Origin of the sequence: Micromonospora auratinigra, from assembly GCF_900089595.1 — a bacterium.
GTDB classification, from domain to species: domain Bacteria; phylum Actinomycetota; class Actinomycetes; order Mycobacteriales; family Micromonosporaceae; genus Micromonospora; species Micromonospora auratinigra.
On the sequence record NZ_LT594323.1, the window covers coordinates 1,325,893 to 1,345,990 of the forward strand.

17 protein-coding genes and 1 riboswitch are annotated in these 20,098 nt (G+C 73.9%); of the genes, 8 read left to right on the forward strand and 9 right to left on the reverse strand.

Translation table 11 applies throughout. The features are described 5' to 3' along the window. The first annotated feature begins 190 nt into the window (after positions 1-190). Complete coding sequence (locus GA0070611_RS05890) at positions 191-667, forward strand: hypothetical protein (RefSeq protein WP_091658707.1); 477 nt, start codon at positions 191-193, stop codon at positions 665-667. An 80-nt stretch (positions 668-747) separates the two neighbouring features. Here GA0070611_RS05890 and GA0070611_RS05895 read toward each other — a convergent pair whose 3' ends face one another. From GA0070611_RS05895 to GA0070611_RS05905, 3 genes are read right to left on the reverse strand one after another with little or no spacing between them, the layout of a single operon-like run. Next, the gene (locus GA0070611_RS05895) at positions 748-1,395 is read right to left on the reverse strand and encodes a lysoplasmalogenase (RefSeq protein ID WP_091658713.1); all 648 of its coding nucleotides are present in this window, start codon (positions 1,393-1,395) and stop codon (positions 748-750) included. After that, positions 1,392-2,222 (reverse strand): sterol desaturase family protein, encoded by an 831-nt coding sequence (locus tag GA0070611_RS05900; protein WP_091658716.1) that lies wholly within the window; start codon positions 2,220-2,222, stop codon positions 1,392-1,394. The genes GA0070611_RS05895 and GA0070611_RS05900 overlap by 4 nt, the downstream gene beginning before the upstream one ends. After that, positions 2,219-2,938 (reverse strand): FadR/GntR family transcriptional regulator, encoded by a 720-nt coding sequence (locus GA0070611_RS05905; protein WP_091658719.1) that lies wholly within the window; start codon positions 2,936-2,938, stop codon positions 2,219-2,221. The genes GA0070611_RS05900 and GA0070611_RS05905 overlap by 4 nt, the downstream gene beginning before the upstream one ends. An 82-nt stretch (positions 2,939-3,020) precedes the next feature. Here GA0070611_RS05905 and GA0070611_RS05910 point away from each other — a divergent pair, with 82 nt between their 5' ends. Together GA0070611_RS05910 and htpG are read left to right on the forward strand one after the other, a co-directional pair. Then, positions 3,021-4,244, forward strand: a complete 1,224-nt coding sequence (locus tag GA0070611_RS05910; RefSeq protein WP_091658723.1) for a DUF6236 family protein — start codon at positions 3,021-3,023, stop codon at positions 4,242-4,244. A gap of 79 nt (positions 4,245-4,323) precedes the next feature. Next, positions 4,324-6,216 (forward strand): molecular chaperone HtpG, encoded by a 1,893-nt coding sequence (gene htpG, locus GA0070611_RS05915; RefSeq protein ID WP_091658727.1) that lies wholly within the window; start codon positions 4,324-4,326, stop codon positions 6,214-6,216. A 49-nt stretch (positions 6,217-6,265) separates the two neighbouring features. Here htpG and GA0070611_RS05920 read toward each other — a convergent pair whose 3' ends face one another. Both GA0070611_RS05920 and GA0070611_RS05925 read right to left on the reverse strand, forming a co-directional pair. After that, positions 6,266-7,657, reverse strand: coding sequence for an MFS transporter (locus GA0070611_RS05920; protein ID WP_091658730.1), 1,392 nt, complete (start codon positions 7,655-7,657; stop codon positions 6,266-6,268). Then, complete coding sequence (locus GA0070611_RS05925; protein ID WP_091658735.1) at positions 7,654-8,001, reverse strand: nuclear transport factor 2 family protein; 348 nt, start codon at positions 7,999-8,001, stop codon at positions 7,654-7,656. The genes GA0070611_RS05920 and GA0070611_RS05925 overlap by 4 nt, the downstream gene beginning before the upstream one ends. Before the next feature lie 112 nt (positions 8,002-8,113). Here GA0070611_RS05925 and GA0070611_RS32180 point away from each other — a divergent pair, with 112 nt between their 5' ends. Further along, positions 8,114-10,807 carry a LuxR family transcriptional regulator gene (locus GA0070611_RS32180; protein WP_091658738.1) on the forward strand — a complete coding sequence of 898 codons (2,694 nt, stop codon included), beginning with the start codon at positions 8,114-8,116 and terminating at the stop codon, positions 10,805-10,807. A 7-nt stretch (positions 10,808-10,814) separates the two neighbouring features. Here GA0070611_RS32180 and GA0070611_RS05935 read toward each other — a convergent pair whose 3' ends face one another. Beyond that, positions 10,815-11,390 (reverse strand): ArsR/SmtB family transcription factor, encoded by a 576-nt coding sequence (locus GA0070611_RS05935; protein WP_091658743.1) that lies wholly within the window; start codon positions 11,388-11,390, stop codon positions 10,815-10,817. 63 nt (positions 11,391-11,453) lie between these two features. On the opposite strand from GA0070611_RS05935, the gene GA0070611_RS05940 reads away from it, so the two are divergent. Both GA0070611_RS05940 and GA0070611_RS05945 read left to right on the forward strand, forming a co-directional pair. Continuing rightward, the gene (locus GA0070611_RS05940) at positions 11,454-12,044 is read left to right on the forward strand and encodes a dienelactone hydrolase family protein (RefSeq protein ID WP_091658748.1); all 591 of its coding nucleotides are present in this window, start codon (positions 11,454-11,456) and stop codon (positions 12,042-12,044) included. A 46-nt stretch (positions 12,045-12,090) separates the two neighbouring features. Beyond that, positions 12,091-12,798: a glycoside hydrolase family 3 protein gene (locus tag GA0070611_RS05945; RefSeq protein WP_091658753.1), complete on the forward strand. Its 708-nt coding sequence runs from the start codon at positions 12,091-12,093 to the stop codon at positions 12,796-12,798. A gap of 37 nt (positions 12,799-12,835) precedes the next feature. Here the strand turns inward: GA0070611_RS05945 and GA0070611_RS05950 are convergent, their stop codons facing one another. Beyond that, positions 12,836-14,785: a hypothetical protein gene (locus GA0070611_RS05950; protein ID WP_091658756.1), complete on the reverse strand. Its 1,950-nt coding sequence runs from the start codon at positions 14,783-14,785 to the stop codon at positions 12,836-12,838. A gap of 221 nt (positions 14,786-15,006) precedes the next feature. Further along, positions 15,007-15,175, forward strand: a riboswitch (cyclic di-AMP (ydaO/yuaA leader). A gap of 4 nt (positions 15,176-15,179) precedes the next feature. Between GA0070611_RS05950 and GA0070611_RS05955 the strand changes: the two genes are divergently transcribed. Continuing rightward, positions 15,180-15,857 carry a LysM peptidoglycan-binding domain-containing protein gene (locus tag GA0070611_RS05955; protein ID WP_091658760.1) on the forward strand — a complete coding sequence of 226 codons (678 nt, stop codon included), beginning with the start codon at positions 15,180-15,182 and terminating at the stop codon, positions 15,855-15,857. Positions 15,858-16,051: 194 nt separating this feature from the next. Continuing rightward, positions 16,052-16,507 carry a YbaB/EbfC family nucleoid-associated protein gene (locus GA0070611_RS05960; RefSeq protein ID WP_091658763.1) on the forward strand — a complete coding sequence of 152 codons (456 nt, stop codon included), beginning with the start codon at positions 16,052-16,054 and terminating at the stop codon, positions 16,505-16,507. A gap of 96 nt (positions 16,508-16,603) precedes the next feature. Here GA0070611_RS05960 and GA0070611_RS05965 read toward each other — a convergent pair whose 3' ends face one another. Beyond that, positions 16,604-18,655, reverse strand: coding sequence for a M4 family metallopeptidase (locus GA0070611_RS05965; protein WP_091658767.1), 2,052 nt, complete (start codon positions 18,653-18,655; stop codon positions 16,604-16,606). Between the two features lie 525 nt (positions 18,656-19,180). Then, the gene (locus GA0070611_RS05970) at positions 19,181-20,095 is read right to left on the reverse strand and encodes an ATP-grasp domain-containing protein (protein ID WP_091658771.1); all 915 of its coding nucleotides are present in this window, start codon (positions 20,093-20,095) and stop codon (positions 19,181-19,183) included. Positions 20,096-20,098: the final 3 nt, after the last annotated feature.

Consider the following 20,098-nt stretch of genomic DNA (forward strand, 5'->3'; position numbering starts at 1 on the left):
TGCTAAGAAAGAGTTTCCAGATTCTTGCGAAAGAGAACGTCTCGCCGGTGAGCTGGGGCGGCGTGGCCCGCGCCGTCCAGAGGGTGGGACGCCGGTGTCAAGGGCCGTTGCGGTGATCGGCAAAGGTCGTTGCCCACGCCCGGGGGCGATGGTCAGGATCGGGCTGTCCGTCGATCGAGAAGAGGAACCGATGAAGTCTCTGACCTGGGCGGCGACCGCGATCACCGCGGCGCTCGCCACCGTCCTGAGCGGCGGGCCGGCCGCAGCGGTCGACGCGCCGCAGCCGGCCACCACGACATCCTCCGCCGCTGCCACCGACGTGACGATCACCTGGCACTGGCGACCCACGTCGTGCGGCACCAGTTGGACCTACCGGGACCGCTGGGGCCACACCGGCACCTTCAAGTGCAGCAGCGACGTGATGGAGGTCAACTGGTACAACAGCGGCCGGATCGAGTACTTCGGGGTGGCGCCCAACCGCACCATCTGGCACTCCTGGGCGACGAGTGGCTGGACCCTGATGCCGCACAACGGCCTCGCCGACGGTCCGGACGGCGCGTGGGTCAGGTACGGCAACGTCCGGACCGTCCGCGTCTACGTCAGCGGCTCCGGCTACTGGTGCAGCGACGATGCCGGCAGCGGCTGGGGCGCCTGGTGGAAGTGCTGACCGGGTGACCGGTGACCTGCCACGGGCGGCGGTGCGGACGGCGTCGCGCCCGCCGCCCGTGGGTGCCCTCGGCCGCCGACCTAAGCGGGGACGCCGGCCGCCGGGGTCGCCACCGGGACCGCGCGGTCGGCCGTGGCGGCCACCCAGCCGGTGGTGATCAGGAAGAGCGCCGCGATGTAGGTGACCATCACCGCGAGGTCCCGTCCGGGCAGGTCGACGCCGGCCGCGCCGACCCCGATCAGCAGGTCGGAGCCGAGGAAGAGCGCCCCGCCGAGCGCCGTGCGCCCGGACACCCCGGTCGCCGAAGCGGCCATCAGGCACAGCGCGAGGCTGTAGCCGAGCACGGGCAGCCGCAGCGGCCCGAGCGCCTCCCAGAGCAGCAGGTTGGCGCCCGCCCAGGCGAGCAGGTACCCGGCCACGGCGAGCACCGGCGGCCGGCCGTGCCGCAGGAAGGCGGTGAGCAGACCGAGCTGGGTGACCAGGAAGCAGCCCATGCCCACCAGGAACGCGGTGCGCCCCGGCACGAGCAGCGCGACGTCGCCCGCGGCGGCGAAGGCCAGGCCGACCGCGACCCCGTCGACGCGCCGCCGGACGGTCCAGAGGTACGCCAGCAGCAGCGGCGCCAGCAGGGGCTTGGCCGACCACTGCACGGCGGTCGAGTGCGTCACCACCCCGGCCAGCTCGACCGCCGCGGCGACCCCGAACAGGGCGAGGAGGGCGCGCCTCACCGGGGCACCGGCTGCCAGCCGGGGCGGCCGAAGACGTAGCCGAGCCGGTGTCGCCACGAGGTGGCCCGGCGCACGTCACCCCAGATCGCGGCGAACTCGTGGGTGGCGACCCGCAACGGGTTGTAGGTGGTGATGTTCTTCGTCAGCCCGTACCGGGCGGTGGCGCGTTCCGGCGCGAAGGTGCCGAAGAGCCGGTCCCAGACGATCAGGATGCCGCCGTAGTTGCGGTCCAGGTACTCGGTGTTGGAGCCGTGGTGCACCCGGTGGTGCGACGGGGTGTTGAAGAACAGCTCGATCGGCCGGGGCAGGACGCCGACCCGCTCGGTGTGCAGGAAGAACTGGTAGAGCAGGCTGATCGACTGCTGGAGGAAGATCATCCACGGCGGTACGCCGAGCAGGGCCAGCGGCAGCCAGAACGGCAGCGAGGTCATCGGCGTCCAGCTCTGCCGCAGCGCGGTGGAGAGGTTGTAGTAGACGCTGGAGTGGTGCACCACGTGGCTGGCCCAGAGCACGCGCACCTCGTGGTGCAGCCGGTGGAACCAGTAGTAGGCCAGGTCGTCGGCGAAGAAGACGATCACCCAGGTCCACCAGTCGCCGGGGGAGAGGTGCCAGGGCGCGACCAGCCACAGCGCCGCGTACAGGCCGGCGGTGAGCAGTTTCCAGGGGAATCCGATGATCTGGCTGCCCAGCCCCATCGAGAGGCTGGTGGTGGTGTCGCGCAGCTCGTAGCCGCGTTCCTCGTCGTCGGGCAGGAAGCGGTACGAGACCGCCTCGATGATGATCAGCAGCAGGAACGCCGGGACGGCGTACAGCACGGCGGGGATCATGCGCGCGCTTCCCTTCGGGGGGTGGGGGTGGTGACCGGCGCGGTCAGCAGGGCCCGGGCGTGCCGGGCGGCGGTCGTACCCTCGCCGGCCTCGATGGCGGCGGCGAGGCGGCGGTGGCCGGCGACGTCGAGCAGCTCGGCGGCGCGGGCGTCCGGGGGGACGTCGCCGACGGCGAAGGTGCCGGCCACCAGGCTGTTGAACGCCAGCAGGTAGGCGGTGTTGCCGCTGCCGCGCACGACCAGCCGCCAGATGGCGATGTTCGCCTCCGCCATCCGGGCCAGGTCGGGGGCGAGGGAGGCGTACTCCTCGGCGGTGGCGACCAGCGCGGCGGTGAGCGCCGGCTCGGCCCGTTCGGCGCAGAGCCGGGCCGCGTCGATCCCGATGCAGGCCCGCATCTCCAGCATGTCGCGCACCAGCGTCGCCACCGGCAGTACGTCGGCGCTACGGGCCAGCGACAGCGCCAGGTCCAGCCCGGCGTGCACCCGCCAGTCCAGCACCCGGGTCGCGCCGCCCTGGCTGACCCGCACCAGGCCGAGCTGCTGGAGCCGGCGCAGCGCCTCCCGCACGGCGTGCCGGTTGACCTCGAAGGTGGCCGCCAGCTCCCGCTCGCCGGGCAGCGTCTCGTCGGGCCGGTAGCGGCCACCGACGATGGCGTCGCGGAGCTGGCCGAAGACGTGGTCGGAGACGGACGCGCGGGGCGCGGGGGCGAAGGCCATGGCCAGGAGTGTGGCCCCAGACACATCAACCCGTCAACTGGTTGGACCAGATGGCCTTGTCCTGCCGTCCGACAATGGGGCGGTGAGCGACATCGCCCTGTATCACCCGCATGTCGACTTCGCCGACGAGGCATGGCTCAAGGGCGCCGTCCTCTACTGGCCGAAGCTCGCCCGGATGCGCCCCGGCACCGTCGCCGCGCGCCCCGACTCGGACACGGTCCGCCAGCTTCGCGACGCCCTCGACTGCATCGTCGACATCTCCCTGCGGGCGCACGGCCCCGGCACGCCGATCAAGAAGGTCGACGAGCTCTTCTTCGGCTTCCTCGACCGCCACCTGGCCGAGCTGCTGCCCCGGTACGGCCTGTCGGGGCGCGACATCGACCCGGTGGCCGAGAGCCGGGGAATCGCGGGAGGCTTCCGCCCGCGCGACCGACGGTTGGCCGGGGTGTTCCCCGGGAAGATGTCCTGGCACCTGGCCGACCGGCTGGCCCACGAGGGCCTGCTGGTGCGATTGGAACGCCGGGCCGACGACGGCGGGCGACTGCCGCTCAGCCACTTCGGGCTGCACCGGGACCTCGCCGCCGTCTACCTCGCGGTGCTCGCCGACGTCGTCGCCCGCGCCAACCGGATGGCCACCGTCACCGACCTGCCGGTGACCCTGGCGACGAGCGGCGGCTGGACGGTCGACGCCATCGCCGCCGCGCTGCTGGACGACGGGCCGCCGGCCGGGGCCGCCGAGCCCGAGCCGGCCCAGGCCTTCGCGGTCCTCGCGCTGTCGGTCGCCGTACCCGGCAACCTCGCCGACGTCCCGGTACGGCGGGTCATCGAGGCCCGCCGGCACCTGCAGCCGCAGCTGCTCGCCTACCGCGCCTACCTGGACTCGCTGGCGCCCGCCCTGGCCGAACTGGCCGCCGTCGCCGATCCGGCGGTGCGGGCCGCGCACCTGTCGGCCTTGGTCGACCGGGAGGTCGCGCAGCGGATCGACGCCACCGCTCGGCAGCTGTCGAAGCTCGGCCTCGAGCCGGTCCGGGCACTGCTCACCACGCAGACCCTGGTGCCGCCGGCGGCGCTGGCCATGCTCGGCGGCGCGCTGGACCTGCCGCCCGTGGTGACCGGCGCGGGAGCGGTCGCCGCCACCGTGCTCGGCGCGACCGCGACCATGCTCGGGGGCCGCGACCAGGTCACGGCGGCCCATCCGACCGGATATCTGCTGGGTCTGCGCGCCGAACTCGGCGCGGGTCAGGTCGTCTCGGCGGTGCGGGCCGCCTACCGTCGGGCGGCCGGATCGCGGCGACCCGGCCGGTGACCGGTGGGCCGGCTGTGCCGCCGCCGTCACGCCTCGTATCCTTTCCGCCGGAAGGCCCGCGCAGTGGAAGGGAGTCGGTGTGAGCGACCGGGTTGAGACGTTGGAGTTCCAGGCGGAGGCGCGTCAGCTGCTCCAGCTGATGGTCCACTCGATCTACTCGAACAAGGACGTCTTCCTGCGGGAGCTGATCTCGAACGCGTCCGACGCGTTGGACAAGCTGCGGCTGGAGTCGCTGGTCGACAAGGACCTGCAGGTCGACACCGCCGACCTGCACATCGAGCTGGAGATCGACAAGGATGCCCGGACGCTGACCGTCCGGGACAACGGCATCGGCATGTCCCGCGACGAGGTGGTCGGCCTGATCGGCACGATCGCCAAGTCCGGCACCGCCGAGCTGCTGCGCACCCTGCGCGAGTCGAAGGACGCCGCCGCGTCCCAGGAGCTGATCGGCCAGTTCGGCGTCGGCTTCTACGCCACCTTCATGGTCGCCGACAAGGTCACCCTGCTGACCCGTCGGGCCGGGCAGTCCGGCGGCACCCGCTGGGAGTCCACCGGCGAGGGCACGTACCAGGTGGAGGCGGTCGACGACGCGCCGCAGGGCACCACGGTGACGCTGCACCTCAAGCCGGCCGACGCCGAGGACAACCTGCACGACTACACCGCCGAGTGGACGATCCGGGAGATCGTCAAGCGCTACTCCGACTTCATCGCCTGGCCGATCCGGATGACCGTCGACAAGCCGGGCGAGGACGGCACCACCACCCGCGAGGAGCAGACGCTCAACTCGATGAAGGCCCTCTGGGCCCGCTCCCGCGACGAGGTCGACGAGGCCGAGTACAAGGAGTTCTACCGGCACGTCGCGCGCGACTGGGCCGACCCGCTGGAGACGATCCACATGCGGGGCGAGGGCACCTTCGAGTACGAGGCGCTGCTCTTCGTGCCCTCGCACGCCCCGCTCGACCTCTTCTCCCCGCAGGGTCACCGCGGCGTGCAGCTCTACGTCAAGCGCGTGTTCATCATGGACGACTGCGACGCGCTGATGCCCAACTACCTGCGCTTCGTCAAGGGCGTGGTGGACGCGCACGACCTGTCGCTCAACATCTCCCGGGAGATCCTCCAGCAGGACCGGCAGATCCGGGCCGTCCGCCGCCGGCTGGTCAAGAAGGTGCTGGCCACGCTGAAGGACCTCTCCGCCGAGGCGTACCGCACCTTCTGGAGCGAGTTCGGCCCGGTGGTCAAGGAGGGTCTGCTGGAGGACCCGGACAACACCGAGGCCCTGCTCGACCTGGTCCGGGCCGCCTCCACCCACGACCCGGCCGAGCTGACCACCCTGCGCGACTACGTCGAGCGGATGAAGGACGGCCAGACCGAGATCTACTACGCCACCGGCGAGAACCGGGCCACCATCGAGAACTCCCCGCACCTGGAGGCGTTCCGGGCCAAGGGGTACGAGGTGCTGATCCTCACCGACCCGGTGGACGAGGTCTGGGTCGAGCGGGTCGGCGCGTACGACGGGAAGACGCTGCGCTCGGTCGCCAAGGGCCAGGTCGATCTGGAGACCGACGAGGAGAAGGAACGGGCCGAGGCCGAGCGGCAGGAGTACGCCGACCTGCTGAGCTGGATGAGCGGCGCGCTCACCGACAGCGTCAAGGAGGTCCGGCTCTCCACCCGGCTCACCACCTCACCGGCCTGCGTGGTCGGCGACGCGCACGACATGACGCCGACGCTGGAGAAGATGTACCGGGCGATGGGCCAGGAGGTGCCCCAGGTGAAGCGGATCCTGGAGCTGAACCCGACCCACCCGCTGGTCACCGGCCTGCGCAAGGCCCACGAGCAGGGCGCCGACCAGACCGCGCTGACCGAGACCGCCGAGCTGCTGTACGGCATGGCGCTGCTGGCCGAGGGCGGCGAACTGGCCGACCCGTCCAGGTTCACCCGTATCCTGGCCGACCGGCTCGCCCGCAGCCTGTAGCCGCACGACGGAGCCGGCCCGGGGGACACCGGGCCGGCTCCGCGCTCGTTCAGGCCGCACGCCGGGGCAGCAACCGCACCAGGGCCGCCACCGCGACGCTCAGCGCCACCAGGACGTCCAGGCTGAGCGCGAACGCCTGCGGGACCCCGTCGGCGCCGACCGCCCGGTAGAACACGCTGCCGATCAGGGCCACCCCGATCGCGTTGCCGGCCTGCTGGGCCGCGGACAGCACACCGGAGGCCGCCGCCGCGTGCCCGGCCGGCACCCCGGCCATCACGATCGAGGGCAGCGGCGCCACCACGAAGCCCATCCCCGCCCCGGCCACGGCGAGCCCCGGCAGCAGCCAGCCGATCGGCGCGTCGGCGGCGAGGGCGAGCAGGCCGTACCCGGTGGCGAGCACCAGCGTGCCGACGGTGAGCGTCCGCCGGCCCCCGCGGGCGGCGAGCCGGCCGGAGCGCATCGAGGTGACCAGGTAGGCCGCGCCGAGCGGCACGAAGATCAGCCCGGAGGCGAGGGCGGAGAGCCCGCGCCCGTCCTGCAGGTAGAGCGCGAGCACCAGGAAGAACGACGCCATGGTGAGCTGGAAGGCGAGGCTGACCAGCACCCCCACGGTGTACGAGCGGGCGGCGAACAGGCCGGGGCTCACCAGCGGCGCCCCGCCCCGGGCCGCCAGCCGGCGCTGGTGCCCGGCGAATGCGGCCAGCAGCGCCACGGCGACCAGGCACCAGCCGGCCGACTCGCCGGCCACCAACGGGTACACCACGGCGACCAGTCCGAGGCCGACCAGCACGGTGCCGACCAGGTCCAGTCGCGCCCCGGTGGCCGAGCGCGACTCGGGCACCAGCCGCCGGCAGGCCGCCACCGCGACCGCGCCGAGCGGCACGTTGATCAGGAAGATGCTGCGCCAGCCCAGGCCGGCGATGTCGGCGCGGATCAGCAGGCCGCCGATGAGCTGCCCGAACACCGCCCCCAGCCCGACCGCGACGCCGTAGGCGCTGAACGCCCGGGCCCGCCGGGCACCGGTGTAGACGGTGTTGATGATCGCGAGCACCTGGGGCATCAGCAGCGCGGCGGCCACCCCCTGCACGACCCGGCCGGCGACCAGCACGCCGGCGTTCGGGGCCAGCCCGCAGGCCGCCGAGGCGAGGGTGAACAGGCCGAGGCCGACGGCGTACAGCCGGCGTCGTCCGTACAGGTCGCCCAGCCGGCCGCCGGTGATCAGGCCGGCGGCCAGCGCCAGGCCGAAGCCGGCGACCATCCACTGCACGGCCGACGGTCCGGCCCCCAGGTCCACCTGGATCGACGGGATCGCCACGTTGACGATGAAGAAGTCCAGCAGCGTGATGAAGGTGCCGGTCAGCAGCACCAGCAGGGCGCCCCAGCCGGTCTCGGCGCGCGGCGCGGCGACCGCGCGGACGGTCCGCTCCTCCAGGACGGTCATGCCGGCACCTTGTCCAGGAAGCCGTGGATGGCGGCGATGGCGCCCTCGGCGGTGAGCACGGCGACGTCGAAGCCGACGACCAGCGGCTCGCCGCCCTCCGGGCCGAGCAGCCAGGTGAACCGGGCGATGTCGTGGTGCGCGTCCACCGGGCCGAGGGTGAACCGCAGCCCCGCGAACTGCTCCTGCACCGCGGCGATCATCGCGTCGAACGCGTCCCGTCCCTCGACGACCGCCAGCGGGTCGGTGTAGCGGCCGTCCTCGGCCCACACCTCGTCGATCAGGACCCGCCGCTGCGCCGGGTCCGTCTCGTTCCAGATCTCCAGGTACCGGTCGATGACCTTCATGGTGTCTCCTCGCGTGTCGTTGTCGCTGGTGAAGACGCTATGCAGCGGTGACGGTCGCGGAATCCGTCACGCATCAGTACTTCCGTCGGCGCTCCTCGGTACCGTCTCGGTCATGCTGTACGGGCGGGAGGCGGAGCTGGCGGCCGTCGGGGCGCTGCTGGCGACCGTGCGTCGGGGCGGCAGCGGCGCGCTGGTCGTGCGCGGCGAGCCGGGCATCGGGAAGACGGCGCTGCTCGCGCACGCCGACCTGGCCGGGCTGCGGGTGTTGCGGGCCGCCGGGGTGGAGTCGGAGGCGGAGCTGCCCTTCGCGGGCCTGCACCTGCTGCTGCGCCCGGTGCTGGACCGGCTCGACGCGGTGCCGGCGGTGCAGGCCGAGGCGTTGCGTGGCGCGTTGGGGCTGGCGGCGGCCGGCGCGCCGGACCGGTTCCTGGTCGGCCTCGCGGTGCTGTCGCTGCTGTCCGAAGTGGCCGACGACGGTCCGCTGCTGGCCGTGGTGGACGACGCGCAGTGGCTGGACCGGGCCTCGGGCGACGCGCTGCTGTTCGCGGCGCGCCGGCTCGACGCCGAGCCGGTCGGCGTGCTCTTCGCCGCCCGTACCGACGGCTTTCCGGCGCCCGGCGTACCGGAGCTGGCGCTGGCCGGGTTGGACCCGTCGGCCGCGGCGGCGCTGCTGGCCGCGCACGCCGCCGACCTGGACGCCGGCGCGCGGTACCGGGTGCTCGCCGAGGCGGTCGGCAACCCGCTGGCGTTGATCGAGCTGCCGGCCGCGGCGGCCTCCGGCGCGGGCGTGCTGCCCGACCGGCTGCGCGAGGCGTTCCAGGCGCGGGTGCGGACCCTGCCCGAGGGGGTGCGGACCCTGCTGGAGGTGGCCGCCGCCGACGACACCGGCGAGGTGGGCGTGCTGCTGCGCGCCGCCGGCAAGCTGGGCGCGGGCCGCGCCGAGCTGGACGACGCGGTCCGCGCCGGGCTGCTGACCGGGCAGCGGCCGGTGGCGTTCCGGCACCCGCTGGTCCGGGCGGCCGTCTGGCAGGACACCCCGCCCGGCCGGCGTCTCGCGGTGCACGAGGTGCTGGCCGCCGCGCTGGACGGGCCGGCCGACGCCGACCGCCGGGCGTGGCACCTGGCCTCGGCGACCACCGGCACCGACGAGCGGGTGGCCGCCGAGTTGGAGCGCACCGCGGCGTGGGCCGGGGAGCGGGCCGGGCACGCGGCGGCGGCAGCCGCGTACGAGCGGGCCGCGGGGCTCTCGGCGGCGCCGGCCGCCCGGCTGCGTCGGCTCACCCTGGCCGCCGAGGCCGCGGCCGAGGCGGGCGACCTGGACCGCTCGGACACCCTCGCCGTGGCGGCCGAGCGCGGCGACCCGGACGACCCGGTGCTGGCGGCCCGGCTGACCGCGGTCCGCGCGGCGGCCGACTTCTGGCGGGGGGCGCTGCCGTCGGCGCACGCGCGGCTGCTGAGCGGCGCCGCCCGGGTCGCCGGCACCGACCGGCACCTGGCGTTGCGGCTGCTGGTCGACGCGCTGCACGTCGGGTGGTACGCGGGGGAGCGGGAGCTGGTGGAGTCGGTGGCGCGGTTGCGGCCGGCGCGGGTACCGGACGACCCCCTCACGCCGCTGGCCGGGCTGCTGATCCACGCGGCGGCCCCGGTCGCCGGCGTGGCGGAGGACGCCGACGGGACGGACTGGGCCGCACCCGGTGCCCTGGTCGGGGCGGCGCGCGCGGCCGGGGACGAGCCGGGCGCCGCGATCCTCGTCGCCGGGCTGGGGCTGATCCTCGGTCAGGAGGCGGCCACCATCGAGGTGGCCGGGGAGGAGGTCGCCCGGGCGCGCCGGCGGGGCCGGGTGGGCCGGCTGCCGCAGGCGTTGTTCTACCTGGCCTGCGGTTGGCAGTTCGCCGGCCGGCCGGCCGAGGCGGCCGCCACCGCGGAGGAGGGGCTGGCGATCGCCCGCGACACCGACCAGCGGCAGTGGGTCGACCGGCTCGGCGAGCCGCAGGCGTACCGGGCCGCGATGGTCGGTGACGAGGACGGGTGCCGCCGGGTCACCGACGGCGCGCTGGCCGCCGTGGCGGGCGGCGACCCGGCCTGGCAGGTGCCCTGGGTGTACGCCGCGCGGGGCCTGCTGGAGCTGGGGCACGGCCGCGCGGAGCCGGCGCTGGAGTGGCTGGCGCCGCTGGCGCAGGGGCGCGCGCGGTTCCACGTCCCGGCCACCCGCAGCACTCCGGACCTGGTGGAGGCGGCGGTGCGGGCCGGCCGGCCGGAGCTGGCGGTCGACGCGTTCACCCAGTTCCGGCGCTGGGCCGGCCACGTCCGGCAGCCGTGGGTCGACGCGGTGGTACGGCGGTGCCGGGCGCTGCTGGAGCCGGACGGGACGGCGGAGGAGTCGTACCGGGCGGCGCTGGCCGCGCACCGGGGGCTCAACCGAGCGTTCGACGAGGCCCGCACGGCGTTGCTGTACGGCGAGTGGCTGCGCCGCGCCCGCCGTCCCGCCGAGGCGCGGGGGCACCTGTCGGCCGCGCTGGACGGGTTCGAGCGCTGCGGTGCGGCGCCGTGGGCGGCGCGGGCGCGGACCGAGCTGGGCGCCACCGGCACGGCCACTCCCCGGCGCCCGGACGGCCCGGCGGCCCTGCTCACCCCGCAGGAGCTGCGGATCGTGCGGCTCGCGGCGGCGGGACTGTCGAACAAGGACATCGCGACCCAGCTCTTCCTCTCCGCGCGCACCGTCGGCTACCACCTCTACAAGGCGTACCCGAAGCTGGGGGTGGTGTCGCGGGGCGAGCTGGCCGGGCTGGGGCTGGACGCGCCCTGACCCGGCGTCAGTCCTGCGCGGCGTCGGGCAGGGTGGGCGCGTCGGTGGGGTAGAGGCCGGCGACGAAGCCGTACACCTGGTCGCCGGCGCGGGGGATCTGGGCGAAGCGGCGCGCGAGGGCCTGCACCTCGCTCCAGAAGGCGCGGACGTCCTCGATCGGGATGCGGGCGTGCACCAGCGTGCAGCGCAGTTCGTCGGCGGCGTGCGCGGCGGCCGACTCGGCGGCCGCGGTGGTGATCCCGTTGATGGCGGCCACCATCCGCTTGTCCTCCGGGCGGTGCAGCGCGCCCACGTAGTAGGTGCGGGCGACCCGGCCGTAGAAGCGCTCCTCGATGGCGCGGACCCGCCGGGTGCGGACCACCTTGAGCAGCCCGGCCTCGACGAGCAGGTTCACGTGGTACGCGACGCTGCTCTTGGGCCGGTCGACCGCGGCGGCCAGCTCGTTGACCGTGGCGGCGCGTTCCAGCAGCAGCTCCAGCAGGGTGCCGCGCAGCGGGTCGGCCAGCGCGCGCAACTGGTCGGGGGCGGTGACCACGAGCAGGTCGTCGAGGTCGTAGTCCGGGATCTGGTTATTGACCGACATTTCTCGACCGTTCTAAGATTCTGGATCATTCGATCGCTGTCGTCCGATGACCGGAGTGTAGAGATGACCGACATCGTGTTCTTCCACCACCTGCTGGGTCTCACCGACGGCGTGCGCGCCCTCGCCGACGAGCTGCGCGCCGGTGGGCACACCGTGCACACCCCCGACCTCTTCGACGGCGAGCGGCCGGCCACCCTCGAGGAGGGCAGCGCGCTGACCCGGCGGATCGGCGGCGCGGTGCTCGACGAGCGCGCCGACGCCGTCGTCGCCGACCTGCCCAAGGACCTGGTGTACGCCGGGGTCTCCTGGGGTGCCGCCCAGGCGCAGCGCCTCGCCCAGACCCGCCCCGGCGCGCGCGGCGCGCTGCTCTACGAGGCCTGCCTGCCGGTGACCGGCGAGTGGGCGATCGGCCCCTGGCCGGACGGGGTGGCCGTGCAGGTGCACGGGATGGAGCGGGACCCGTTCTTCGGGCTGGAGGGCGACGTCGACGCCGCCCGCGAGCTGGTCGACATCGTCGGCCCCGAGCGGGGCGAGCTCTTCGTCTACCCGGGCGAGGCGCACCTGTTCACCGACCGCTCGCTGCCGTCGTACGACCCCGACGCCGCCGCCCTGGTGGTGCGGCGGTCCCGGGACTTCCTCGACCGGCTCGGCTGAGGCCCCGGGCGGCGGTTCCGGAACCGGCAGTAATCGTTACCAGTCGATGCGAGAGCGCCCGTGCGCCGACCGGAGCTGGACCCCGACGGTGGGCAATGCCGCCCACCGCGACCTCGCCCGGCAGGCGGTCCGGCAGTCCCAGGTGCTGCTGAAGAACGACGCCGGCGTGCTGCCGCCGGCCCGGGACAACAACAAGATCTTCATGGCCGGCAAGAGCGCCGACAACATCGGCAACTCCAGTGGCGGCTGGACGATCTCCTGGCCGGGCTCGTCCGGCCCGATCACCCCGGGCACCACGATCCTGCAGGGCATCCGCGCCGCCGTCGGGCCGTCCACCACGGTCACCTACCACCAGCGCGGCACCGGCGTCGACCGGACCTACCGGGCCGCGATCGCCGTGGTCGGCGAGACGCCGTACGCCGAGGGCCAGGGGGACCGGACCGGCAGCATGAGCCTGGACCGCGACGACCTGCGCGCCATCGCGACGCTGCGCAGCGCCGGCGTGCCGGTGATCGTGGTGCTGGTCTCCGGCCGGCCGATGGACGTCGCGGCCGAGCTGCCCGGCCGGCACGCGCTGCTCGCCTCCTGGCTGCCCGGCACCGAGGGCGGCGGTGTCGCCGACGTCCTCTTCGGCGGCTACGCCCCGACCGGCAAGCTGCCGATGACCTGGATGAACTCGGCCGGCCAGCAGCCGATCAACGCCGGTGACGGGCAGGTTCCGCTCTTCCCGCAGGGCTACGGGCTGACCTGGTGAGCGGCGGGGCGGGGAGCGCCACTGCTCCCCGCCCCGGTCACTGCGGGTCGGGCCAGCGGAAGCCGAGCGCCTCGGCGTCCTGCGGGCTGCCGCCCACGATCCGCGCGCGCTGCTTCGGGTCGACCCGGCGCAGCTCCGCCACGATCGACTCGACCTGTGCGGCCGGATCGCCGTCCGGCCGCAGGTCGATCCGGAACTGCAACCACGGCTGGTCGAGCCGGAACTCCCGGTCCGGATGGGTGAAGGTGAGCTGGACCCGGTCCCGCTCGCACGTCGGGGCCTGGATCCAGCCCGGCCGGCAGTCCCAGCGGCCGAGCAGGTCCGACTCGGCCACCAGCCGCTGCCGCAGCAGCCGGGCCAGCGTCCGGGCCGGCCACTCCCAGCCGTGGTCGCCCGCCACCCGGTCCAGCTCCGCGTCGTACGCCCCGGCGTCGAAGTGGAACGTCGGCAGCGTCCCGGCCGCTTCGGTGCCCCGCCAGCCGTGCCAGCGGACCCGGTCGCCGGCCCGGTCGAGAGTCGTCCACAGTGCCCCGCAGCAGCCCTCGGTGCAGGCCGCCTCGGCCAGTCGGACCTCGCGCGGTTCCGCTCCGGCGCGCAGCCGGTCGAGCAGCCGCTCGGGCGCGGCGAGGCAGCCCCGGTCGAAGGCCCGGGCCACCACCGGCTCGCCGTTGACGAGTGGCCGCAGCTCCACCTCGACGGGGAGCGCCGGATCCGGCACCACCACCCGCAACCGGAGCCGGTCCGGTGCCGGCCCGTCGCGGTCCGGTGGCCGGTCGCGGTGGCCCGGGGCGCCGCTGACCCGCCCGGCGTCCGGCGTGGTGTCGCCCCGCGCGGTGTCCGGCTCGCCGGCGGGTGGCGGCGCGTGCGGCGGGTCGCCACCCGCCTGCCCCGTCGTCGCGGACCGATCGCGGTCATCGACGACCAGCCCGGCGAGAGCGGTACGCAGCCAGTCGCGCCGCCAGTCCGTCCGCGTCCCGACGGCCGGGGTGGGCCCCTCGGCACCCCGTCGTGCGACGGCGGTGAGTGCGTCGACGAGCTGCGCCCGCTGCCCCGGTGGCCAGTCCAGCAGGGCCAGCGGGCCGCTGAGCAGCTCCTCGGCCAGCCGTACCGCGTAGGCGGCGTCGTCCAGGGTGACCGGTCCGGCGGCCAGGTGCCGGGTGAGGTCCGCCACCGCGCGGCACGCGGGCGGCCAGTCGGTCACCCGGACCGGCTCGTACCCGGGGACGGCCATGGTGAGCAGCACCCGGGCGGCGGCGCGTACCCGGTCGGTGTCCAGGTGCCCGGCGCGCAGCACGGTGGCCAGGTCGGTGACGTCGGCGATCCGCCGGGCCAGGTCACTGCTCTGCCCGTCCTCCGCCACGGAGATGCCGTGCCGGAGCAGCCAGCCGGCCGCCACGGGATCGTCCTGCTCGCAGAGCCGTTGCACGGCCTGCATCCGTTCGTGGCCGCCGAGGCGCTCGGCCAGCCAGGTCAGGTCCGCGACCGGGTCCGGCAGCCGGGCCAGCACCGTCAGGGCGAGCCCTGCCAGCTCACCGAGCAGGCCCAACGTGCGGATCACCGGCGCGTCCCCGGGCCGGGCGGTGGTGTGCAGCAGCACCAGGCCGGCGGCGGCGACCCGAGCGTTGCGGGCGTGCCGGGCCAACCACAGGCCGGTGGCGCGGCGCTCGTCGGGCGAGCCCGGCAGGTCCTCGTGGGACGTGCGGACGATCCGCCGGCGGACCGGCAGGACCCGCAGCCGATGGTGCAGTTCGGTCAGCGGTCGCGGCTCGGGCTGAGCGAAGAACCAGGCGAGCGTGTCGTGCAGTCGCCGGCCCACCTCGGCGGTCGGCAGGTAGGGCGCATCCTCGCCGGATTCCGGGTCCACCGGGTACGGCCGGCCGCGGTGGGGCAGCGGACCGTGGGGATGCCGGACGTGCAGGCCCAGGGCGTGGTCGAAGAGGGAGAGTGGGCCGTCTCCGGGCGTCGCGCGCCCGTCGTGGACGGTCACCGCAGGACGGTGGACTCGATTCGTTCGGTCATGGTCAGGGATCCTGGCAGCGTCCCGGTACCACCGCAACCGGATGCCGGCGGCGCGTGTAGGGCACTGACGGCGACCCCGCAACTCGAGAGTCGCGCCCTTCGCTCGGAGGGGTGAAGAACTTCACAAGAAGTGGGCGATCGTCCGAAACCGTGCCTAACGTCGTCTCCGTTCGCGATCGCGGACACCACGGGCCGGTAACGCCTAATTCCGCCGCCGGCCCGGCGGTACCTGGACCTCAGGCGGGAGCGGGGGACCCACACGTTCCTCGGTGCTCGACACCTCGGGGTGAAGCCGCCATCCGGCGGCCGGGCTCCTCGGCCCGAACCCGACAGCTCACCTCGTCGGCGTGGAGGACATCCACATGGCAACTGAATACACCGCCCGCCACCGTCGGACCAGCCAGCGGCGCATCGCCGTCGGGACGCTCGTCGTCGGCGCCGCCACCGGTGCCGCGGCGATCCTCGGCCCGGTCGCCCCGGCCAGCGCCTCCAGCGTCAACTGGGACGCCGTCGCGCAGTGCGAGTCCGGCGGCAACTGGCACATCAACACCGGCAACGGCTACTACGGCGGCCTGCAGTTCTCCAAGAGCACCTGGAACGGCTACGGCGGCCAGAAGTACGCCAGCCGGGCCGACCTGGCCAGCCGCAGCGAGCAGATCCGCATCGCCGAGAAGGTGCTGGACGGGCAGGGCATCGGCGCCTGGCCGGTCTGCGGCAAGAAGGGCGGCTCGACCAAGCACTACTCGGCCAAGTCGGACGGTGACTCGGCGAAGAAGTCGACGCCGAAGAAGTCGACGAAGAAGGCCGGCGAGCACCGCTCGTCGCGCGGCGACCGGCCGGCCACCCGCAGCCACCGCGCCACCACGCCGAGCACCGGTGGCACGGACACCTACGTGGTCAAGCGCGGCGACACCCTGTCGATGATCGCCGACGCGAAGGACCTCGCCGGCGGCTGGCACGCCCTGTACGAGCGCAACAAGCGCGTGGTCGGCGCCGACCCGGGCCTGATCTTCCCGGGCCAGAAGCTCGACCTGCGCTGACGACGAGCGCACACGGACGCCCGGTCGGGATTCCCGGCCGGGCGTCCGGCTCTTCCTGTGGCGACACGCCGCCCGCGGGATGTCCGGGCTGCTCCCCGGGCCGACGGACGGCCCCGGCCGGCTTGATCACGGAAACCGTCGGGTGTGGTTGCTATCGTCACGGTGCTCCGGGAAGACGTGAAGAAAGCGCGGCTATGACCAACGATCCGTTCTCCGCGGCCGCGAGCCTCGACGAGTTGCTCACCCAGACCCAGCAGGCGTTGTCGGCCATGCGGGCGCGGGCCGTCGAGGACGCCGACAGTGACCCCCGCCGGCTGCTGCGCGCGGAGGGCAGTGCGGCCGGTGGCCGGGTCCGGGTGGTGGCCGTCCAGGGTGGACGGGTGGAGTCCGTGACGGTCGACCCGGCGCTGGCCTCGGCCGGCTGGGACAGCCTCTGCGGGCATCTGGTCGTCGCGGTCAACGCCGCGCTGGCCGAGCTCGACTCGCGGGTCAGCGCTTCGGCCCGGGCCGACGCCGACGCGCTCGCCGCGCGACTCGGTGGCCTGCGGGAGCAGTCGGCGCGGCAGATGGCGGAGTTCAGCCGGGCGGTGGAGGACGTGGTCGCCCGGCTCGACCGTTACCGGGCCGCGCGCGTCGACCGCCCGGCCTGATCCGTCGACGACGGTCGCCGGTCGGGTCCCGACCGGCGGATACGACGAAGCGGCCGGCCGTCGGGAGGACGACGACCGGCCGCTTCGCTGTGTCGATCAGGAGAGGGTGACCGCCGTGTCGTCGACGACGAAGGAGGTCTGCAGGGAGCTGTCCTCCACGCCGCTGAACGAGATGGTGGCGGTGGTGCCGGCCAGCGACGAGACGTCGAAGGACCGCTGAACGTAGCCGGCGGCCGCGTTCACGTTGGAGTAGGTGGCCAGGGTGGTGCTGCCGGCCTTGACGGTCAGCTTGTCGTAGGCCGTGCTGCCCGACTCCGCGGTGTCGATGTGCAGCCAGAAGGAGAGGGTGGCCTTGCAGCCGGCCGGGATCGTCACCGACTGGGACAGGGTGTCGGTGTGCGACGAGCCGTAGCCGTCCAGCCAGGCCTTGTACGAGCCGCCGTGGGCGGCCTGGCTGGTGGAGTTGGTGATGACGCCGGAGGTGGCGCTCCAGTTGACGTTGCCGGACTCGAAGCCGGGGTTGGCCAGCTTCTGGCCGGAGCAGCCGCCGGACGGCGGGGTGCTGGTGGCGGTCGGGGTCGGGGTGGTGCCGCCCGAGCAGGTCGGGTCACCGGACTGGGCCGGCACGCTGACCGCGTCCCAGGCGGCCTTGACCGTGTTGAACTCGGTGCAGCCGGTGGCGCCGTAGAGGTTCTTCGCGGCCTGCAGCGTCCAGGTGCGGTACTTCAGGTACGACGAGCCGGTGGTCTTCAGCAGCATCGCGTTGTACATGATCTTGATGGCCTTCTGGATGCCCAGACCGGTCACCGTGCTGCTGTTGCAGGTCGGGCTGGTCGGCTGCCCGTTGGTCGGGTTGGTGCCCATGGCCAGCAGGTAGAACCAGTGGTTGCCCGGGCCGGCCGCGGCGTGCACCTCGGTCGACGGGATGCTGCTGGAGTAGCAGTTCGCGTCGCCCAGCGCCGACGGGTTGTACATGTTGCGGATCGGGCCGCTGCCCACCAGGTTGACCTTCTCGCCGACCAGGAAGTCGGGAGCGTCGTAGGTGGACGGCTCGTTGGCGTACCACTCGGTGGCCGCGCCGAAGGTGTCGGCGACGAACTCCTGGGTGCCGTTGCCGGAGATGCCACCCGGGGTGTTGTCGTCGATGCCGTGGCCGATCTCGTGCGCGACCACGTCCAGCGAGCCGATCCAGCCGCCGGCGGTGTTCTTGCCGATCTGGACCTGGGTGCCGTCGTAGTAGGCGTTCTGGTCGTTCAGACCCACCCGGATCGGCCAGTAGCCGCCGCTGCCGTTGGCGCCGTTGCGGCCGAGCCAGTTGGCGAGCATCTTGTCCTCGGTCTGCGCCGCGAAGAGCGCGTCCACGCAGCCGGTCTCCCGGCTGGTGGCGACGCCGTTGCCCCAGACGTCGTCCGAGCCGCTGAACGTGGTGTTCGTCGCCGCGTCCTGGCAGACCAGGGTGGGCTTGCTCGGGTCCTTCATCGAGTAGGTGCTGCCCGACAGGGTGGTGCCCAGGGTCACCGGGCCGTTCCAGGCGCCGGTGCCGCTGCCGTGCACGATGTGCTCCTGCGTGCCGAGCACCTTGCCGGTGAGGGCGTCCACGTCGACGGTGAGCCGGCTCGGACCGTGCGCGTCGGTGCCCCGGACCGTGGTCTCCCAGGCCAGCGCGCGCTTGCCCTCGACGGTGTAGACGACCAGCTTGCTGCCCTCGACGTTGGTGACCGTCTTGAGCTGCGCGCGGGCGGTCTTCTCGGCGGCGGCGGAGGTCAGCTTCGGCGTGGTGACGAGGTTGCCGATGGCCGACTGCTGCGCGACGGAGGCGTACTTCAGGTTGCCGGCCGTGTCGGTGGCCAGCACGAAGTCACCACCGGTGACGGGCAGGCCCTTGTAGGTGCGCTCGTAGGAGACGTACTGGGTGCCCTCGGAGGAGATGACCTGCTTCTGCACGAACGCCTCGTCGGCGCTCGCGTGCAGGTACGAGGGACGGGAGGCGACCAGCGCGCTGGCCGACTTCGCGGCGAGCGTCCGGGCCTGGGCGGCGTCGGGGGCGGCACTGGGCGGGGCGGCCTGGACGGCCGCGGCGGTGCCTGCGGCGATCAGACCGGCCGCGGCCGCACCCGAGAGGGCGGCGAGGCGGGGAGAGAGCTTCAAGGGGGTGTGCTCCTGTTCCTAGGCGCACCGGACGGAGCCCGGTAGGGGCGTCTGGCGCGGTGTAACCAGGAGGCGGGCGACGGTCTGACCGAGGCTTGCCGGCGGGGGCCCCGGGTCGACGGATCGACCGGCCTGGGCCGCCGGGGGTTGGCGACCCGGGAGCACAATCACACGGCCCCGGGCCGGGAGCAATGGGTGACCTGGGCAACCGACACCGTTCGTTCTTGGCACACGATCGCAAAACCTAAGAACCCATGATCTTCTATAGCCCCTGATCAGGGCTAACGCAGTCCGCAGTGGACGAGGGTGTATCCGAAAAGCGGGTATTTGCCGGTCCTTGCTGATGGAGCGTATCCGCCCTCGGCCGGGATGCCGATCCGGTGGTGGCCCTTCCGGTCCGCCGGTCCGTGCCGAACGGATCGAGATCATCAGCCGCGTCGTCGGCCAAGATCGCCGTTCGGCGGATGTCACGACCAGGTCTCCGGCGCATTACCATCCGGTAACGAAGCATCGAGGAATCTCGATCTAAGATCGCTCCCGGAGGGCGGCTCGGCCCATGGTGGGGAGCAGCGTGCCGACCAGCTCCTCCGGAGCTACCGTGGCGGGCCGGTCGCTGACCTGGCCGTCGCCGAGCTCCACCACCCGCCACCCTCCGTCACGGTGCCGAGCCAGGTCCACCGTGACGAAGGGCAGATCAAGAACGGACAGCGCCCGTCCCAGGCCGGCGAGGTCCAGGTCCTCCCCGGCGGGCACCGCGGTCGGGGTGTCCGGATGCGCCCCGACCAGCGCGCACCTGCCCCCGACCCACCAGGTACGCAGCTCCGGGCCGATGAACGGCTCGAAGCGGCGCAGCACGAAACCGCCGGTGAAGTCCGTGTCCCGCAGCTCGCGCAGCCGGGTCGCCACCCGCCACGCCCGCTCGCCGTCCGCCAGCTCCGGCACGAAGGCGGCCTCGTGCCAGTGGTGCTTGGCCGACTTCACGTGGTCGCGCAGCACCGCCGGCCCGGGGCCGAGGGCATGCCGGGCCTCGTCGAACGCCTCGCGCCCGGCATCGGACGTCCACACCGACGCCGGCGTCAGGCCGGCCAGCGCCGGGTACCAGCCGGGCAGCTCGTGGGCCCGGCGGTAGTCGCGCGGCGTGGTCCACACCTCGACGCCCCGGTCGGCCAACGCGCCGGCCAGCGCCGCGTACCGGTCGGACGCGAGCATCCAGCCCCGGTACACCGCCCGCCCCGGGCCGCGTACCCCGGCCACCGCCCGTGCCGGGTCGCCGCCGGCGGCGAGCAGGTCATGATCGACCAGGGCGACGGCCGCGCCGGCGGACCGGGCGGCCTCCGCCTCGGGGGCGAAGTGGGGGTCCGGCCGGCGTGGACGCAGCGGGTCGGACGGGACGAGGAGCAGCACGGCGTCCATGGTGCCGGCGTGCCGCAACCGGCTCATCCC